At 62.3% G+C, this 17892-nt stretch carries 15 protein-coding genes and 1 pseudogene; 12 read left to right on the top strand and 4 right to left on the bottom strand.

All coding sequences use genetic code 11. From position 1 onward, the window contains the following. The first annotated feature begins 81 nt into the window (after positions 1 to 81). The 11 genes from MTX21_RS10160 (at position 82) to MTX21_RS10110 (ending at position 11888) form a co-directional block, all read left to right on the top strand. Positions 82 to 1113 carry a sugar-binding transcriptional regulator gene (locus tag MTX21_RS10160; RefSeq protein WP_280964659.1) on the top strand — a complete coding sequence of 344 codons (1032 nt, stop codon included), beginning with the start codon at positions 82 to 84 and terminating at the stop codon, positions 1111 to 1113. 22 nt (positions 1114 to 1135) lie between these two features. Continuing rightward, a complete protein-coding gene (locus MTX21_RS10155) occupies positions 1136 to 2575 on the top strand; it encodes an extracellular solute-binding protein (RefSeq protein ID WP_280964658.1) in 1440 nt (479 codons plus the stop codon). Positions 2576 to 2700: 125 nt separating this feature from the next. Continuing rightward, positions 2701 to 3633, top strand: a complete 933-nt coding sequence (locus MTX21_RS10150; protein ID WP_280964657.1) for a sugar ABC transporter permease — start codon at positions 2701 to 2703, stop codon at positions 3631 to 3633. Between the two features lie 14 nt (positions 3634 to 3647). Then, entirely contained in the window at positions 3648 to 4505 is an 858-nt protein-coding gene (locus MTX21_RS10145; RefSeq protein ID WP_280964656.1) for a carbohydrate ABC transporter permease, read from the top strand. 4 nt (positions 4506 to 4509) lie between these two features. Next, positions 4510 to 5616: an ABC transporter ATP-binding protein gene (locus MTX21_RS10140; RefSeq protein ID WP_280964655.1), complete on the top strand. Its 1107-nt coding sequence runs from the start codon at positions 4510 to 4512 to the stop codon at positions 5614 to 5616. A 20-nt stretch (positions 5617 to 5636) separates the two neighbouring features. Next, complete coding sequence (locus MTX21_RS10135) at positions 5637 to 6746, top strand: ABC transporter ATP-binding protein (protein WP_280971020.1); 1110 nt, start codon at positions 5637 to 5639, stop codon at positions 6744 to 6746. 2 nt (positions 6747 to 6748) lie between these two features. Further along, positions 6749 to 8329 (top strand): FGGY-family carbohydrate kinase, encoded by a 1581-nt coding sequence (locus tag MTX21_RS10130; protein WP_280964654.1) that lies wholly within the window; start codon positions 6749 to 6751, stop codon positions 8327 to 8329. Continuing rightward, entirely contained in the window at positions 8322 to 9362 is a 1041-nt protein-coding gene (locus MTX21_RS10125) for a 2-hydroxyacid dehydrogenase (protein ID WP_280964653.1), read from the top strand. The genes MTX21_RS10130 and MTX21_RS10125 overlap by 8 nt, the downstream gene beginning before the upstream one ends. Before the next feature lie 19 nt (positions 9363 to 9381). Next, a complete protein-coding gene (locus MTX21_RS10120) occupies positions 9382 to 10119 on the top strand; it encodes a class II aldolase/adducin family protein (protein ID WP_280964652.1) in 738 nt (245 codons plus the stop codon). Next, positions 10116 to 11624 (top strand): glycerol-3-phosphate dehydrogenase, encoded by a 1509-nt coding sequence (locus tag MTX21_RS10115; protein ID WP_280964651.1) that lies wholly within the window; start codon positions 10116 to 10118, stop codon positions 11622 to 11624. The genes MTX21_RS10120 and MTX21_RS10115 overlap by 4 nt, the downstream gene beginning before the upstream one ends. Positions 11625 to 11726: 102 nt before the next feature. Beyond that, complete coding sequence (locus MTX21_RS10110; protein WP_280964650.1) at positions 11727 to 11888, top strand: hypothetical protein; 162 nt, start codon at positions 11727 to 11729, stop codon at positions 11886 to 11888. A 309-nt stretch (positions 11889 to 12197) separates the two neighbouring features. Here the strand turns inward: MTX21_RS10110 and MTX21_RS10105 are convergent. Both MTX21_RS10105 and MTX21_RS10100 read right to left on the bottom strand, forming a co-directional pair. Next, a pseudogene (locus MTX21_RS10105) lies at positions 12198 to 12941 on the bottom strand (sugar phosphate nucleotidyltransferase). Positions 12942 to 13300: 359 nt separating this feature from the next. Next, positions 13301 to 14227, bottom strand: coding sequence for a hypothetical protein (locus MTX21_RS10100; protein ID WP_280964649.1), 927 nt, complete (start codon positions 14225 to 14227; stop codon positions 13301 to 13303). A 303-nt stretch (positions 14228 to 14530) separates the two neighbouring features. Between MTX21_RS10100 and rfbB the strand changes: the two genes are divergently transcribed. Next, entirely contained in the window at positions 14531 to 15583 is a 1053-nt protein-coding gene (rfbB, locus tag MTX21_RS10095) for a dTDP-glucose 4,6-dehydratase (protein WP_280971019.1), read from the top strand. A gap of 146 nt (positions 15584 to 15729) precedes the next feature. Here the strand turns inward: rfbB and MTX21_RS10090 are convergent, their stop codons facing one another. After that, positions 15730 to 16860, bottom strand: coding sequence for a DegT/DnrJ/EryC1/StrS family aminotransferase (locus MTX21_RS10090; protein WP_280971372.1), 1131 nt, complete (start codon positions 16858 to 16860; stop codon positions 15730 to 15732). Continuing rightward, complete coding sequence (locus tag MTX21_RS10085; protein WP_280964647.1) at positions 16853 to 17866, bottom strand: NAD-dependent epimerase/dehydratase family protein; 1014 nt, start codon at positions 17864 to 17866, stop codon at positions 16853 to 16855. The genes MTX21_RS10090 and MTX21_RS10085 overlap by 8 nt, the downstream gene beginning before the upstream one ends. Between the last annotated feature and the right edge of the window lie 26 nt (positions 17867 to 17892).

Genomic DNA, 17892 nt, shown 5'->3' with positions numbered 1-17892 from the left:
ACGTCTGGGGGATTGACGTTCCAACCGGTCTCTGCAATTTTTTGCAAGATGTGAAGAAATTTGCAAGCGGGCTTTTTGGGCGTGGCGACACCTTCCGACAGGCTGCCGACGGTTGATGGCGAAGCGTCGCTCGCGACACGGGCCGCGTGGCTCTACTTCGCCGCCGGGCTGACCCAGTCCGAGGTCGCGGACCGGCTCAACATCCAGAGCACCAAGGCGCATCGGCTGATCGCGCGCGCGAGCCGCGAAGGCATGATCCGCGTGTTCGTGGAAGGGCCGGTGGCCGAATGCGTGGCGCTGGAGAACATGCTCGCTGAACGCTATGGACTCAGCTTCTGCCGTGTCGCGCCCGATCTCGGAGAGGGCGACCTGCCCCTGAAGGCGCTGGCGCTCGAAGGCGCGAGTTTCCTGCGGCAGATTCTCGAGCGCGGCGAACACAAGATAATCGGCGTCGGTCACGGCCGCACGCTCGCAGCCATGGTCGAACAACTACCGCAGACGCAGGCTCGCGGCGTGCAGTTTGTGTCGTTGCTCGGCGGCTTGACGCGGAAATTCGCGGCCAATCCGTTTGACGTGATCCATCGCCTGGCGGAGCGCACCGGCGCGGAGGCCTATCTTCTTCCCGTTCCGGTGTTCGCAAATTCGGTCGCCGACCGCGCCGTCCTGATGCAGCAGTTTGGCATTGCCGACGTCTTCGCGCTCGCTCGCAAGGCATCGCTGCTGTTCGTCGGTATCGGCCAGATCCACGCCGACGGCTTCCTGGTTTCGAGCGGCATGATCAGGCCCGACGAAGTCGTCGAACTGAAGCGCGCCGGCGCCTGCGCCGACCTGCTCGGACATTTCTTCAATGCCGATGGCGAGATGCTCGACATTGATCTCTCGGCGCGCGCCACCTCGATGGAGGCGGCGGATCTCAGGAAACATCGCATCGTCGCCATTGGCGGCGGACTGGCCAAGGTGACGGCGTTGCGTGCTGTGCTGCGCAGCGGCCTCCTGCACGGGCTCATCATCGATGAGCTGACCGCTCAGGCACTCACTACCGACAAGCCGGAGGCAACATCCGGTAAGGGCAAGAACAACAAGGCCAAAAGCAAGGGTCGCAAGGGAAAGTAAACGCGCACAATGGGAGGTTACAATGTTCGATCGCGAGAAGAATCTGTTCGATTCCTACGCCGCCAAACGCATCAGCCGGCGTGATCTGCTCGACGGCGCGACCAAGCTCGGCATCGCCGGCGTCGCCGCCAATGCCGCCTTCACGTCTGCCATGTCGCGGGCGATGGCGGCAGACTTCAACTGGAAGGCCTATAGCGGCAAGACGGTCAAGCTGCTCCTGAACAAGCATCCATACGTCGATGCCATGATCGGCGATCTCGAAGCGTTCAAGACACTCACCGGGATGAACGTCACTTACGACATCTTCCCGGAGGACGTCTATTTCGACAAGGTGACGGCGGCGCTGTCCTCGAAATCGGATCAGTACGACGCCTTCATGACCGGTGCCTATATGACCTGGACGTACGGCCCGGCCGGATGGATCGAGGATCTCAACCCCTACATCAAAGACCCCGCTAAGACCAACCCGGCCTTTGCCTGGGACGACGTGCTGCCCGGTCTGCGCGCTTCGACGGCGTGGGATGGCGTCGCGGGCTCCGAGCTCGGTTCGGGCAAGGCCAAGCAGTGGTGCATTCCTTGGGGCTACGAGCTCAACAATATTACCTACAACCGCAATATCTTCGACAAGGTCGGCGTCAAGCCGCCAAAGAACCTCGACGAGATGCTGGAGGTCGCCGCGAAGATCACCAAGGACGCAGGCGGGCCTTACGGCGTCGGCGTTCGCGGCTCACGCTCCTGGGCTACCATTCATCCGGGCTTCCTCTCGGCCTATTCGAACTTTGGCCAGAAGGACTTTGTGATGGAAGGCGGCAAGCTGAAGGCCGCGATGAACACCAAGGCCTCGAAGGAGTTTCACGAGAAATGGGTCAAGATGATCCAGACTTCCGGCCCGAAGAACTGGTCGACCTACACCTGGTATCAGGTCGGCACCGATCTCGGCGCCGGCGCCTCGGGCATGATTTTCGACGCCGATATTCTCGGCTATTTCATGAACGGCGGTGAGAACAAGGAGCGCGGCCACCTCGGCTATGCGCCGTTCGCCGCAAACCCGGCCGCCAAGGCGCCGACGCCGAATGTCTGGATCTGGTCGCTTGCGCTGTCGAGCTTCTCCAAACAGAAGGACGCAGCCTGGACATTCATGCAGTGGGCGGCCTCGACTGAGCACGATTTGTTCGGCGCCCGCAAGATGGACTTCGTCAATCCGGTGCGTACCTCGGTCTGGAAGGACTCGGAGTTCCGCGACCGCATTGCAAAGTCCTATCCGGGCTATCTCGAGCAGCACGATGTCTCCGCGCCGGGCGCCAAGATCTACTTCACGGCGCAGCCTCTGTTCTTCGATTTGACGACGGAATGGGCGGCATCGCTTCAGAAGATGGTCGCCAAGGAGGTCAGCGTCGACGAAGGTCTCGACAAGCTTGCCGACAGCATCAACCGCCAGCTCAAGCAGGCAGGTCTTGGCTGAATCTCGCGTGGGTTAGCGGCTTTCGTGGTGTCTCAATTCCTCCAGCGCCACGACAACCCGCCGGTTCGGGCGCCTACCCGTTCCGAGCCGGCGGTGTTGCAGCGAAGATGTGAGCTCGTATCATCATGAGCATGGTCCAACTCCTTCAGACAAATGCGCTTCCGCGGCGCACCACGAGGCTGCGCGGCCGGGTCCTGCCTTATGTGCTGAGCCTGCCGGCTCTGCTGGTCTGCATCGCGATTCTCGTGCCCTTCGTGACGGCGGCGGTGTATTCGCTTCAGCGCTACCGGCTGAATCTACCTTACTTGCGCGGCTTCATCGGGGTCGACAATTACATCGATTTCCTTTCGGACCCCGCCTTCTGGAATACGTTGCGCATCTCGCTGGTCTATACCGCGGCGACGGTGATTCTGGAGCTTCTGTTCGGCCTCGGCATCGCGCTGTTGCTGCGGCGCCCGACGCGCTTTCACAATGCGGTGTCGATCGTGCTGTTGCTGCCGTTGATGACGGCACCGGCCATCGCCTCGCTGATGTGGAAGCTGATGACCAATCCGAGCTTCGGCATCCTCTCTTATCTGGTCGGCCTATTCGGCCTGCATGATTTCAAATGGGCGTCCGACCCGTCGACTGCGCTGTTCACGGTGGTTCTGGTCGATGTCTGGGTCTACACGCCGTTCATCATGATCCTGCTGCTCGCCGGGCTGCGCTCGCTGCCGCGTCAGCCGTTCGAGGCGGCAGCGCTCGATGGTGTGCCGGCGAGCTTCGTGTTCTTCCGCATCACGCTGCCGATGCTCGCGCCCTATATCATCACGGCCTCGCTGTTCCGCCTGCTCGACTCCATTCAGCAGTTCGACATCATCTACGCGATGACGCAAGGCGGGCCGGGCGATCGGCTGATGGTGTTTCAGGTTCAGGCCTATCTGGAGTTCTTCCAGTACACAAATGTCGGCCGCTCGGCGGCGCTGTTGATGATCCTCTGGTTGATCACCAACATTCTGTCGAACATCTTCATCAAGAACTGGCTGCGGCTGCGGGCCCGCGCCCATGGCCACGCGTAAGGCAGGAGGCGACGATGGATCACTCCAGTCTCGCAGGTCGCATCTTCCGGAGCGTTGCGCTTGCGCTGGTGCTCGTCTTCTTCATGTTCCCGATCGTCTGGATCTTCCTGATGTCGTTCCAGACCAACGAGCAGATCTTGCGGATCCCGCCGCGCATCCTGTTCGAGCCGACGCTTGCCAACTATGAGGCGCTGATCTCGGGCCAACTCCGCACCGCGGCGGGAAATCTCGAAATCTCGTTCATGCGCAATCTCATGAACAGCTTCGTGCTGTCGAGCGCGGCGGTGCTGTTGGCCTTGCTCCTCGGCGTGCCGGCGGCCTATGCCTTTGCCCGGTTCAAGTTTCGCCTCGGCGAGACCATCGCCTTCACGCTGCTGTCGTTTCGCTTTGCGCCGCCCTTGCTCGTGCTCTTGCCGCTGTCGCTCTACTACCAGCAGCTTGGGCTCAACGACACCTATTTCGGCATCGTCTGGGTCTATCAGCTCATCGCGCTGCCGTTGATCCTGTGGATCGTGCGGGGCTACTTCGAGGACATCAGCCCGGACATCGAGCACGCCTACCGGCTTGCCGGACATTCCTGGCGCGAGGCCTTTACGCGGATTGCGGTGCCGCTCGCCGGGCCAGGCATCGCGGCAGCGGCCCTTCTGTCCTTCATCTTCTGCTGGAATAATTTCGTGTTCGCGCTGATCCTGGCATCGGCCGACAAGCAGCCGGTGACCGTTGGCGCGCTCGCCTTCGTCACGGCGTCCGGCATCCAGTATGGTCAGATCGCGGCTGCGATCGTGCTCTCGGTGACGCCGACGTTGCTGCTCGCGCTCTATGCGCAGCGTTATCTGGTCGAGGGTCTATCGCTCGGCGCGGTGAAGGGCTGACAGCATGGCTCGTCTCGAACTCAGCGCCGTCAGCAAGGCATTCGGTCCGGTTCGCTGCGCCGATAGCATCTCACTGGCAGTCGAGCCCGGCGAAATCGTCGCGGTCTTCGGACCCTCGGGGAGCGGCAAGACCGTGCTGCTGCGCATGATCGCGGGCATGTTCGAGCCTGATGACGGGGATATTTTGGTCGGTGGTCATTCGATCGTGGGCGCCGCGCCCGAGCGGCGCGGGATCGGCATGGCTTTCCAGAACTTTGCCCTGTTTCCGCACATGAGTGCGCAGGATAACATCGCAAGCGGCTTGCGTGCCAGGGCGGGCGCCGGAGAGGTGGCCAGCCGGGTCAAGTCGATCAGCCGGCTCCTGAAGATCGAGCATGTATTGGGCCACATGCCCCGCGAATTGTCGAACGGGCAGAAGCAGCGCACGGCGCTCGCGCGTGCGCTGGTCGGAAACCCGGATGTCTTGTTGCTGGACGATCCGCTCCGCAACGTCGACGCCAAGCTCCGCTACGAGATGCGGCTCGAACTACCAAACCTGCTGCGCCGCAGCTCCGCCGCGGTGCTCTATGTCACTCAGGACTATCGCGAGGCGATGGCGATCGCGGACCGGATAGCGGTCATCATCGGTGGGAATCTGGCGCAGGTCGCAAGACCCGAAGAGATCTATGCCCGGCCGGCATCGGTTGCAGTTGCTCGCCTGTTCGGCGATCCCAGCATCAATCTCGCCGAAGTCGTGCCCGTGGTCGATCAGGGGTATCTGATGGGCGAAATTGGCGGGGCCCGGATTCGGCTCGGGTCGCTTGATAACCAGCCGGCGGATCACGCTCCGTGCTGGCTGGGCGTTCGGCCCGACGATCTAGCGGTCCTCCGGTCGGCAAGTGAAGACGCCATTCCGGCGCGTGTTGTCGCGGTCACGCCGATGCATGAGCGGGCCGTGCTGCTGTTGCGTTTCGCCGACGGCACTGAATGGCTTGCGGCGCAGCCGCAGGATGCGCCGATTGCCAGTGCCGATGATGGCGTGTTCGTCCGCTTTGCGCCGGAAGCGGCGCTCCTGTTCGATCGCGCGACCGGACTTCGGGTCGGTCTGTCGCATCGGCGGCAGGCGGCGTGAAGGGGCACACGACCATGGGCATGCTCGAAATCCGGAATGTCGACAAGGTGTATCGCAGCCGCGGCAAGCCACCGGTACATGCCGTGCGCGCGCTCGACATGGAGGTGAAGAAGGGCGAGATCGTCGCGCTGCTGGGCTCCTCCGGCTGTGGCAAGACCTCGACGTTGCGCATGATCGCGGGCTTCGAGAGTGTCACCTCGGGATCAATCGCGCTGTCGCAGCGGCGGATCGACGAGCTGGCGCCCGCCAAGCGAAAGGTGGCAATGGCCTTTGAAGGCTATTCGCTCTATCCGCCCCTGAGCATTCGCGAGAACATTGCCTTTGCGCTCAAGGCGCAGCAGCTCCCGCATCGCGAGGTGAAGCGCCGTGTCGATGCGATCGCGCGGCTGGTCGAGATCGAGGATATTCTCGACAGCTTCCCGCGTTCCATCTCGGGCGGCCAGCAGCAGCGCGTGTCGCTGGCCCGGGCGCTGGTGCGCGATGCCGATCTCTATCTGCTCGATGAGCCGATGGGCCAGCTCGAGCCGCAGCTTCGCGCCGTACTACGCGGGCGGATCAAGGGCCTCCTGGCCGAGCGCGGCATGACGGCGATCTTCGTCACCCATGACCAGACCGAAGCGAGCGCGCTGGCCGATCGTATTGCCGTCATGGAGGACGGCGTTCTCCAGCAATTTGCAAACGAGAAAGAGCTGAAGAACCGCCCCGCCAACCTGTTCGTCGCGAGCTTTATCGGCGAGCCGCCGATGAACCTGCTGGACACGGACGTGGCGCGGGTCGACGGCGGTTTCCGCCTCTCGATAGGTTCGGATATGGCATTCCAGATTCCGGGCGATACACTCGACCAGGTCGCGAGGTCGACGCTCGAGCAGAGCAAGCGCGTCCGGGTTGGTATTCGTCCGCAAAGGATAGCCGTCGGAGCCGGCGATCTGCGTGTGCGCGTCGTGTCCAATCAATGGCTCGGCGACCAATCCCATATTGCCGGCGAATGCGCGGGCCATCTCTTGATTGCCGTGACCGCGAACCGGATTGGGGCGCGGCCCGGCAACGTCGTGCCGTTTGCGCTGGAACCCCGCTACCTGCATATCTTCGGCACTGAGGGTACCTGCATTCGCCATGCGGAGGGCGCCTGACCATGCGCACCACGTCTCGCCGCGACGTGATCATCGGCATCGATGCCGGCACCTCTCTGATCAAGACCGTGGCGTTCACGCGCGATGGGCAGCAACTCGGCGACGTCGCGCTGCCTAACAGCTACAGCACGGCTGCCGGCGGACGCGTTGAACAGGACATGTCGCGGACCTGGAACGACACTGTGACGGCGGTGCGCGGTCTCGTTGCGGCCGTGCCTGATCTCGCGACGCGCCTCGCCGCGATCGCAGTCACCGGGCAGGGCGACGGCACATGGCTGATCGACGATGACGGCCGTCCGGTCGCACCCGCGCTGCTGTGGCTGGATTCGCGTGCCGCCGGCATCGTCGAGGAAATCCGCGCCAGCGAGTGTAACGCGGCGCTCTATCGGCGGACCGGCTCTGGGCTCAACGCCTGCCAGCAGGGACCGCAACTGGCCTGGCTCCAGGCGCATGCGTCAGAGGCTTTATCTCGCGCGCGGACTGCGTTTCATTGCAAGGACTGGCTCTACTTCCTGCTCACCGGCCAGCGCGCGACTGATCCATCGGAGGCAACGTTCTCCTGTGGCGACTTTCGCAAGCGCGGTTTCGATGCGGAGACCGCGCGCCTGATCGGCATCGCCGATTGCATCGCCCTGTTTCCCGACGTCGTCGACGGGATCGGAACAACCCATCCGCTCAGCCCCGCCGCCGCGATGGAGACCGGACTGCCGCAAGGCGTGCCGGTCTCGCTTGGCTATGTCGACGTGATCTGCAACGCGCTGGGGGCGGGCCTCTACGATCCGGCGCCCGATGTCGGCTGCACCATCATCGGGTCGACGGGCATGCATATGCGGCTGGCCGAGAGCCCCGATGCGGTGACGCTGAATGCCGAAGCGACGGGCTACACCATGCCGTTCCCTGTTCCCGGTCACTATGCCCAGATGCAGTCCAACATGGCGGCGACGCTGAACATCGACTGGCTGCTCGATCTTGCCCGCGACCTGCTGGCCGCGGAAGGCATCGTCCGCTCGCGCGCCGATCTGATCGGCCGGCTCGACGAGCGAGTCCTCGAGGCGCGCCCGGGCGACTTGCTGTTTCATCCCTTCATCTCCGATGCCGGCGAGCGCGGGCCTTTCATTGCGCATGAGGCCTGTGCGCAGTTCCTTGGCCTGCGCACCCGCCACGGCTATTGGGACCTGATGCGCGCCGTGATGGAGGGGCTCGCGTTTGCCGCTCGCGATTGCTATGCGGCGATGGGCGCGCTGCCGGGCAACGTGCGGATTACCGGCGGCGCCGCGCGAAGCCGGGCACTCTGCGCCATCCTGGGAGCTGCGCTTGAAAGCAATGTTCAGGTCTGTAGCCGTGGCGAAGCCGGCGCCGCAGGTGCAGCCATGATCGCCGCTGTCGCAACCGGACTCTATCCGGACATGATGGCCTGTGCGGAGGACTGGGTGAGACCACATTTGAACGCGCCACAACGGCCCGATGCGGCCTTGGCCGCGCACTATGGACGGATGTTTCCCGCCTATCTCGACGCAAGGCTCGCCGCCCGGCCGGTGTGGAAGCGGCTTGCGGCGCTGCGCACGGAGGCCGGCCATGTCTAAGGCCATCGCCATCGTCGGTGACCGCTTCATGCTACCGTCGGTGTTCGCCGAACGGATCACCGCGGCCTGTGGCGAGGGCATTGAGATCCGTATTCTGGAACAGCCCTGGCCGGATGAGCCGATGGAGCACGGCTATGCCGACACGAAGGTCGATGGCCTGAAGGAGTTCATGGGGGATCCGGACGAAGTCGCGGATTTCATCGGCGATGCGTCGTTGTTGGTGACGCACCTCGCGCCCATTTCACGATCGATGCTTGAACGGTTGCCGAACCTGAAGTTCATCGCAGTGTCGCGCGGCGGCCCGGTCAATATCGACATGCAGGCCGCGCGCGATCACGGGGTCATCGTCGTCAACACCCCCGGCCGCAACGCCAGTGCGGTCGCCGAATTCACGATCGGTGCCATTCTGGTCGAGACGCGGCTGATCCGCAGCGGACATGAATCCTTGCGCGGCGGCGAATGGCGCGGCGATCTCTACCGCGCAGACCGCACCGGTCGCGAGCTCGGCGAGATGACGGTCGGTATCGTCGGCTATGGTGCCATCGGCAGCCGCGTGGTGAAGCTGCTCAAGGCTTTCGGCTGCAAGATCCTGGTGGCGGACCCCTACGTCCAGCTCAGCGCGCAGGACCGCAATGACGGCGTCGAACATGTCGGGCTCGCGGACCTCCTCGCGCGCGCCGACGTGATCAGCCTGCATGCGCGGGTGACCGGCGAGACCACTGGCTTCATCGATCGCGATGCGCTCGCGCGGGTCAAGCCTGATGCGTTCCTGATCAATACTGCCCGTGGTCCCCTGGTCGACTACCAGGCGCTCTATGACGCGTTGTCCTCAGGCCGGCTTGCGGGCGCCATGCTGGATACTTTCGCGATCGAGCCGGCGCCGCCGGACTGGCCGCTGTTGCAGTTGCCGAACGTAACGCTGACGCCGCACATCGCCGGCGCATCGTTGCGCACCGTCACCATTGCCGCCGACCAGGCGGCGGAGGAGGTTCGGCGGTATCTCGCCGGCGAGCCGCCGCTCAATCCGTGCTGAAGACGAAAGGTGATTTGAGATGACCCGCGAAGAACGGCAATTGCGCGAGGCGATCATTGCCAAGTGTCGATGGATGAATGCGTCTGGTCTGAACCAGGGGACATCGGGGAACATCTCCGCGCGCTACAAGAACAGGATGCTGATCACGCCGTCGGCCACGCCTTACGACGCGATGAAACCCGAGATGATCGCCGCGATGCCGCTCGAAGGCGAATATGGTTCGTGGGAGGGGCCGTTGCAGCCGTCGACCGAATGGCGCTTCCACCTCGACATCATGCGGGGCCGACCGGATGTCGGCAGCGTCGTTCACACCCATTCGACCTACGCCACCGTGCTCGCGATCGCGCGCAAGCCGATTCCAGCCTGTCACTACATGATGGCGGCGTTCGGCGGCCATGACATCCGCTGCGCCGGCTACGCGCGTTACGGCACGGCAGAATTGTCGGAGCTCGCACTCGCAGCGCTCGAAGGTCGCAACGGCTGCCTCCTCGCCAATCACGGCATGATTGCCGTCGGTGCCAATCTCGACAAGGCGATGTGGCTCGCCGTCGAGCTCGAGACCATCGCGCGGCAGTATTATCTCTCGCTCGCGCTGGGCTCGCCGCACATCCTCACCGAAACAGAGATTGCCGAGACGGCAAGAGGGTTCTCGACCTACGGATTGCAGCCGCCAAAGGCGAAGCCCGTGAGGGCGCGCACCACGGCGAAGGCCGCAGCCGGCCGGCGCGTTGAGAAGAAACGCAGCAGGACGCGATGACGGGAACTGCGCCGGGCACGGGCAGGGATCACGGGTTGGTCGATATCGCCGTTATCGGCGGTGGCATCAATGGCGCCGGCATTGCCCGTGATGCGGCCGGGCGCGGCCTGAAGGTGCTCTTGTGCGAGAAGGGCGACTTTGCCGAAGGAACGTCATCGCGCTCTGGCAAGCTCGTGCATGGTGGGCTGCGCTACCTCGAATATTACGAGTTTCGTCTGGTGCGCGAGGCCTTGATCGAGCGCGAGGTGCTGCTCGCGTCCGCGCCGCACATCATCTGGCCGATGCGTTTCGTGCTGCCGCATTCGCCGGAACAACGGCCGGCCTGGCTGGTTCGCACCGGCCTGTTTCTGTATGATCATCTCGGCGGTCGCAAGCGCCTGCCGCCGAGCCGCGGCCTCGATCTCGCGCATGCGCCTGAGGGCGCGCCGCTGCGCGCAGAATTCCGTCGCGGCTTCGAATACTCGGATTGCTGGGTCGACGATGCGCGGCTCGTGATCCTCAATCTGGTCGACGCCGCACGCAACCGCGCGATCATCCTGCCGCGCACCCGGGCAATATGCGCGCGGCGAGAAACGGACGCATGGTGTCTGGAGATGCAGGGCGAAGATGGCAGTGCGCAGAGCGTCCGTGCGCGGGCGCTGGTTAATGCGGCGGGGCCGTGGGTTCAGGACGTGGTCCAGGGCGTCGCCGGACTGAACTCGTCGTATAATGTGCGGCTCGTCAAGGGAAGTCACGTTGTGGTGCCAAAATTCTGGAGCGGGTCGCAGGCCTATCTGCTGCAGAACGAGGACCGGCGCGTCATCTTCGTCAACCCTTACGAGAGCGATCTGGCGCTGATCGGCACGACAGACATTTCCTATGACGGCCGCGCGGAAGACGTCGCGATCGACGAGAGCGAGATTGCGTATCTGCTCGGGGTGCTGCGCCGGTACTTTCGTGCGCCGCCGGACGAGCGGGAAATCGTCCATGCATTTTCCGGCGTCCGGCCGCTTTACGACGACAATGCCGAGAATCCGTCGGCGGTGACGCGCGACTATGTGTTCGAGGTTCACGGCGGGCAGGGCGTGCCGCCGTTGCTGTCGATCTTCGGCGGCAAGATCACGACCTACCGCCGGCTCGCAGAACACGCGTTGCAACGTCTGGAGCCATGGTTTCCGAAGATGTCGACGGCCTGGACTGCGGGTCAGCCGCTGCCGGGCGGCGATATCGGGGGCAGTTTCGATGCCTTCATCGTCGAGCTGGCGCGCGAATATCCCGATCTTCCGCGCAGGCTGGTCCATCACTATGCGCGTCTCTATGGCACGCGTGCACGCGAATTGGTCGGAACGGCGCGCGTCTCCACCGATCTCGGACGCCATTTCGGCGGAAATTTCTATGAGTGCGAAGCCGCGTTCCTGCGCGAGAAGGAGTGGGCTAGGGGTCCTGAGGACTTCCTGGACCGGCGCACGAAGCATGGTTTGCATCTGACGGCGCCGCAACGGGACGCTTTCGCGCGTTCCATCTGAGATCACCGCCACGACCAGTCGGGGGCGTCGGTAGAGCGAGGCGAATCGGACGCGCGCGTATCGCGCGGGCGTTCGGTGCCGCGCCGGCAGGAGGCTAACGGCGTGCCGCTGACCTGGCTTGCCAACGAGCTTTCGTGCACGGGCATCGGGATGAAGGCTGGGCAGATGATCAGCACGGGCACGCTGACGGGCATTCTGCGGCCGAAGGCAGGAGAGACTTTCGTTGGCGACTTCGGACCGTTTGGAAGTGTCAGTGCCACCTAGCCCCGTGGGTTGAAGCTGCGATGTTGATCGTTTTCGTCAGAAGTAGGGGGCGAACTTCAGAATAACGTCGCAAGGGGAGGGCTTTCGCGCGCGACTTAAGAGCTAATGGTGCTCGTCCCGGCAGCGCTTCGCTCGATTGATCAGGAGAGGCTCTGCTTGTTGCCGTGAGAACAAGAAATGGCGTCGGAGCTCGAGTTGTTCCCCATAATCCTACGATGCGGCCGCCGCGGGCGATCACCAGCCGCGCGACAACGTGCCCGGGACCTTCAATCCGCTATTCCCGAACGGCTACCATTTCACGCTCGCGGGCTATCGGCCCGCCAATAGACTGAATAGATATTGGCCGTAGGTGTTGCCCTTGAAGTCAGCGGCGAGTCCTTCGAGCTGACTGTCGTCGATCCAACCCTGTCGCCAGGCGATCTCCTCGGGCGAGGCGATCTTCAGGCCCTGGCGCGCTTCGACTGTCGCCATGAACTCTGAAGCTTGCAGCAGACTTTCCGGGCTGCCCGTATCAAGCCAGGCGAAGCCGCGGCCCAACTTTTCGACCATGAGCCGGCCTTGGCGCAAATAATGATTGTTGACATCCGTGATCTCGAGCTCGCCTCGTGGCGAGGGCTTGAGCGTAGCAGCGATGTCGGCAACCTGCTCGTCGTAGAAGTAGAGTCCGGTCACTGCAAAATTTGAGGGCGGATTCTTCGGCTTCTCAATGATGGCGCGCACGCCGCCATCTGGATCGAAATCGACCACGCCGTACTGGCTCGGCTCGCGCACCCAGTACGCAAATGTGACGGCACCGACGTTGCTTGTAGCCGCGCGCCGCAACTGGGACGATGAAAATGCTCCATCCTGCACCGTCTCCCAGTAGGGCTTGAAACTGCAGCGTTTCGTGGGAATGCGTGATGAGCAGGATCTCACGGATGCCGCCAGCATCAGCGTGGTCAGCGGATAGTAGATCATCGGCTTGTCGTACACGGCCAGGAGCTGCTTGCTCACGCCCCGCGTAATCGGCCACAGTCGACTTCCGGTGCCCCCAGCGAGGATGATCCCCTTCATGCCGCCACCTCTAAAAGCGGGGTCTACAATGTGTGATGGTCCGACAATCGCCACAGAATCTCGCGGGCGACGAGCCTCGCCCCAGGGCGGAGCCGAGAAAGCTGGCATCGCTGGTCACACGCTTTCCGGACGACTGCTTCCGGGAGCGTTCGTCACCGATCACGAGATGATCAGCCTGGAAGCGCATCACGGGGATCATGAATGCCAACCCAAAGTGAACCGCACCGCGAGCCAACGATCCTTGCCGCCAAACCTTCTCGTCAACTTTGCTGAGCGCCACAAAGGATTAGTTCGTTAGGATCGATCCCGCGAAGCATCGCGTGCGCCCGGCGCAGGACCTCGGCAGTACTATCCACCGCTCAGGTGCGTCGAAAGAGAAAGCCCAACACCTGTGATGCTTCCGGTGCCTTTCGATAATGTTGACGATCAGTGCCGAAGGCGAGGAACTCACGCTGCAGAATGAATCCGGAGCCTGTCACCTGCCTCAAGAATTCGTCATAATTGAAGACCCATGAAATGTAATCGGCTTCCAGGCCGTGGCGCTGCGGTCGCTGAACGACCACGAAGCTCCGCGCCTTGTGCACCACAGGCACACTCATGACGAATAGCCAACTTTCTGCGGCATCGGCGAGCTGGCGGACGACAGCTTGCCAATTGGGAGCATACTGCAAAGAGTTGTTTGCCATCACCAGGTCGTAGCGGCGGCGGAAACAATCATCGGACGAGGTAAAGGATACCTCCGGCAGCAGTGCGCGGCCGCCCGTACAGAGATCGGCCCGCTCTTTCACCGTGAAATCGAGGGCGACCTCCGGCAGAAATGCGTTGCCGACGGCCGCATAGTGACCCAACGCACCGCCCCAATCGAGAACGGAAAGCCGTGTCTTACGATGGGCCGCCCGTGCCAGGACGTAGCCGTAAGTCATCAGGACATTATGGGCCTTGAAGTCCGGCAGGTCAGTAAACCAGGGCGAGAAAGCAAGGGGCTCTGTGCCGTCGACGGCTCGCTTGTAGGGCTCCCAATTGTCTAGCATGCTTCGAAGGACAGTAGAATCATCCCAGCCGAAGCTCCTGCGGTCGTCCTGCGGCCAATGATCGGCAACGTATTCCCACTCTGCGCCGCCCACCTGGGATGCCATCCTGGCAACGATCGGCGGCAACAGGAGGCGCGCTATCCCGCGCGCGCCGACAGCTCGAGACCAGATCGCGCGCTTATAGGCATGGACGAGAACTCTCGCCCGCGATCTTAGAGCCGGAAACACGGTGGCTGGCGCGTCGGTCGGCTTCACGGTCGCTTGCTCCCGGGATGTCGGACGACAGGGGCATCGCTTGAGAGCGCAAACGATCTCACAACTGAGAGCGCAGACGATCTCACAACACATGCTGCCACAAGTCTGCGGCGGGACAATGTCCTAAGCTCGGTGCGCCGATGAAGTGGTGGTCCAGCACCGCCCCGCGAAAGATTGAAACGCATGCCTTGGGAATTCGAGACTAGCCCAAACGCCTCTCCGGGTGGCCTGATGAGCAGTCTCTTGCTGGAGGCAACTCGAGATAGCTTCACGACGATCCCGTCGACTGAGTCTGTATCTCTCATGGCTATTGTCGTGACTGGCGGTGCCGGCTTCATAGGTTCCACCCTAGTGCGCTCGCTCATCAGCGAGGGGGACCGCGTTATCACGGTCGACAAGTTAACTTACGCCGGCAATCTGTCAAACTTAGCGCCGATTGCTGGGAGCCAGTTGCACACTTTCGTTCGAGCCGACATTTGCGATCGAGCGGCCGTGCGGGCCATATTTGCAGAGTATCGGCCGCGTGCAGTTTACCATTTTGCCGCGGAGAGCCATGTTGACCGCTCGATCGATACGCCTGCCGCGTTCATCGAGACCAATGTCGTCGGCACTCTGACATTGCTTGAGGCCGCACTCGACTATTGGCGCAGCCTTGATGCGAGGAGCCGCGCTTCCTTTCGATTCCTTCAGGTTTCGACCGACGAGGTCTACGGCGAGCTCGGCGTTAGCGGCGAGTTCAGCGAGACGAGTCCCTATCGGCCAAACTCGCCGTATGCGGCGAGCAAGGCGAGCGCGGACCATCTCGCCCGAGCTTGGTGCCGTACATATGGCTTGCCTATTCTTCTTTCAAATTGTTCCAACAACTATGGGCCATATCAATTTCCCGAGAAAATGATCCCGCTTATGATTCTGAAGGCGCTCGGGGGCAACGAGATGCCCGTCTATGGAAAGGGTCTCAACGTGCGGGATTGGCTGCACGTCGAAGACCATTCTGTAGCGCTGCGTCTGATCGTTCGCGCGGGACGGGTTGGCGAGACCTATTTGATCGGTGGTCGCGCGCAGGCTCGCAACATCGACATTGTGCGTGCCATTTGTCACTTGCTGGATGTGCGGCGGCCTGCGGGTAAACCGCACGATCGGCTGATCACGTTTGTCGCGGACCGTCCGGGCCACGACGCACGTTACGCGATTGATCCGCGCAAGCTCGAAATGGAGTTGGGCTGGCGGCCCATGTATGATCTCCAGCGTGGCCTAGCCGCAACCGTCGATTGGTACTTGGAGAACCAAGATTGGTGTCATCGCGCGTCCACAAGCTATCAACAGGAGCGGCTGGGGCTTGGCCGGGGCGTGGGATGACGGGCGGTAGAGATAATCTTGGCTGGCGGTACGCGGGCGCGGCTTTGGCCTATTGCACGAGGCGACCGCTTGCGAGAATGGCGGCAATGCCGACTGGTCGCGGTCGCCGATTCTCTACAAAACGAGTAAGATCCAAAGGTGCAAGATCAGTCAATCTCTTGCACCTGCGCCAGTACACCCGAGATGACCTGTGAAACTGCAACATCAGCTAGCTCCGGATAAATCGGAAGGCTCAAGACTTCGGAAGCCGCACGCTCGCTCTCTCTGAGACCCGCTGGACCGATGGCGACACGACCTTCATAAGCCGGCTGGAGGTGGACTGGAATCGGATAGTGGATGTTCGTCGCAATCCCCAAGCGCCGCAACGATGAACGCAGGATCTGACGATGCGTTGAACGGACGACGTATTGGTGGAAGACATGAGTCGAGCCGCTGTGCCGTGCCGGGAGGCCGAGCCCACTTTGCTTCAAGCCGAAATCGTAGGCCGCAGCGATCGCTTGGCGACGTGCATTGTCGGCCTCCAATGTCCCTAGCTTCACGTTCAGTACGGCTGCTTGCAACTCGTCCAATCGAGAGTTCACGCCTGCGATGTCGCTGACGTAACGCGTGCGCCAGCCATACTCCCGCAGCATTCGAACGTTCTCCGCCAGCTTCTTGTCTGCCGTAACTACAGCGCCCCCGTCGCCGAACGCGCCCAAGTTCTTTGTGGGATAAAAACTGAAAGCCGCCATATCACCAAAGGTTCCAAGGCGCCGTGTCCCGAGCGTGGCGCCGTGGCATTGAGCGCAGTCTTCAATCACACGCACGCCGCATCGGCGCGCCAAATCGACAATTGCTTCGAGATGGCCGCATTGCCCATAGAGGTGAACCGGAATGACGGCCGAGATGCGTCCCACCGGTTGGGCCAGGGCATCCGCGAACGCTTGAACATCGAGCGTATAAGTTGCAGGGTCGATATCAATCAGCAGCGGTCGGGCACCTGTCAATTCGATTGCCGCCACCGTGGCAACGGCTGTGTGCGACGGCACCGCGACGTAGTCGCCGGCGCCGACGCCAATTGCCCGGAGTGCCAGGACCAGCGCGTCGGTGCCGCTCGCGACCCCAACCGAAAACTGGCAGCCGATATAGGTTGCGAATGCTTCTTCAAAGGCCGCGACCTCATTGCCCAAAATGTACCAGCCGCTGGTCAGCACACGTGAGATCGCGGCATCAATTGCCGATTGCCTCACAAGGTAGGACGCTCTCGGGTCGCTCTGTGGGATTGCCAGGTCAGACATAGTGCGCCAGATGTTCTCGAAAATAGGTTAGGGAGCGGGTAAGCCCCTCACGAATCCCTACGGCCGGTCTCCAACCGGTCGTGCCACGAAAAAGGTTATCGTCGGCCACATAGTCGCCAATGTCGATACGCTGGCGCTCGGGCGGGAAGCTGCGCACCACGAAGCGGCCGCCGCCGTTTGCGGAGACGAGGAGATCGCCAAGTTCGCTTAGTGTGAGAGCTTCGTCACCGCCAAGATTGAAGATACGACCCTTGGCATTAGGGCGCGCGGCGGCCAAGAGGAGGGCGTCCACCGCATCGTCCACATATGTGAAGTCGCGGCGCTGCTCACCTCCCCAAACCTCAAAGGGTTGACCCTCCAGCACCCGACGTAGCCAGATGCCAATAAACGTCTGCCGCGCATCTTTGATGCGCATGCGCGGTCCGTAGGTATTTGTGAGGCGCAATACAGTCGTGCGTATACCGTAAACGTTGTGATAGAGGATATGGTAGAGGTCACCGGCCAGCTTGTTCACACCGTTCACGTCAGGCGGCCTCGTGGGATGCTTTTCGTCCACTGGAAGATAGTCGGGCTTCCCATAGACTTGACGTGTGCTCGCAAAGACCACAATCACCCCTGGATTGACCATTCGACAGCTTTCCAAGAGCGCGAGTTGGGCGCGGCAGTTGACGTCGAGGTCAGTGATGGGATCGGCCATCGACTCAAGATGGCCTGTCTGGCCTGCCAAATTGAATAAATAATCGCATCCGGGCAGCAAGCCACCGAGTTTTGGTACGTCACGAACATCGATCATCTCCACACGCAGTCGGTCCTGAATTGGTGCGATGTTGTGAAGATTGGCGCCAGAAGTCGGAGCAAGACTGTCTACAAGCGTCACTTCGCTGCCCAACTTGACAAGACGCGCGGCCAGGGTCGAGCCAATGAAGCCAAGACCACCCGTTATCATCACGCGCGCGCCGCCGAAGGCGGACTTGAGATCGGGAGTGGGCGACGCTTGCGTTATCATTGTATCTCAATCCAGCGAGATTGCGT

The sequence above is a fragment of the Bradyrhizobium sp. ISRA430 genome, from assembly GCF_029909975.1.
Taxonomy (GTDB): Bacteria; Pseudomonadota; Alphaproteobacteria; order Rhizobiales; family Xanthobacteraceae; genus Bradyrhizobium.
The sequence above is the reverse complement of the archived record's forward strand: the minus strand, read 5'-3'. Positions and strand labels throughout refer to the sequence as shown.

Excerpts from the sequence above, each read along its gene's own strand:
- MTX21_RS10130 (WP_280964654.1), top strand. The coding sequence starts at position 6,749 with ATGCGCACCACGTCTCGCCGCGACGTGATCATCGGCATCGATGCCGGC.
- MTX21_RS10135 (WP_280971020.1), top strand. The coding sequence starts at position 5,637 with ATGCTCGAAATCCGGAATGTCGACAAGGTGTATCGCAGCCGCGGCAAG.
- MTX21_RS10140 (WP_280964655.1), top strand. The coding sequence starts at position 4,510 with ATGGCTCGTCTCGAACTCAGCGCCGTCAGCAAGGCATTCGGTCCGGTT.
- MTX21_RS10125 (WP_280964653.1), top strand. The coding sequence starts at position 8,322 with ATGTCTAAGGCCATCGCCATCGTCGGTGACCGCTTCATGCTACCGTCG.
- MTX21_RS10155 (WP_280964658.1), top strand. The coding sequence starts at position 1,136 with ATGTTCGATCGCGAGAAGAATCTGTTCGATTCCTACGCCGCCAAACGC.
- MTX21_RS10090 (WP_280971372.1), bottom strand. The coding sequence starts at position 16,860 with ATGTCTGACCTGGCAATCCCACAGAGCGACCCGAGAGCGTCCTACCTT.
- MTX21_RS10120 (WP_280964652.1), top strand. The coding sequence starts at position 9,382 with ATGACCCGCGAAGAACGGCAATTGCGCGAGGCGATCATTGCCAAGTGT.
- MTX21_RS10115 (WP_280964651.1), top strand. The coding sequence starts at position 10,116 with ATGACGGGAACTGCGCCGGGCACGGGCAGGGATCACGGGTTGGTCGAT.
- rfbB (WP_280971019.1), top strand. The coding sequence starts at position 14,531 with ATGGCTATTGTCGTGACTGGCGGTGCCGGCTTCATAGGTTCCACCCTA.
- MTX21_RS10145 (WP_280964656.1), top strand. The coding sequence starts at position 3,648 with ATGGATCACTCCAGTCTCGCAGGTCGCATCTTCCGGAGCGTTGCGCTT.
- MTX21_RS10085 (WP_280964647.1), bottom strand. The coding sequence starts at position 17,866 with ATGATAACGCAAGCGTCGCCCACTCCCGATCTCAAGTCCGCCTTCGGC.
- MTX21_RS10150 (WP_280964657.1), top strand. The coding sequence starts at position 2,701 with ATGAGCATGGTCCAACTCCTTCAGACAAATGCGCTTCCGCGGCGCACC.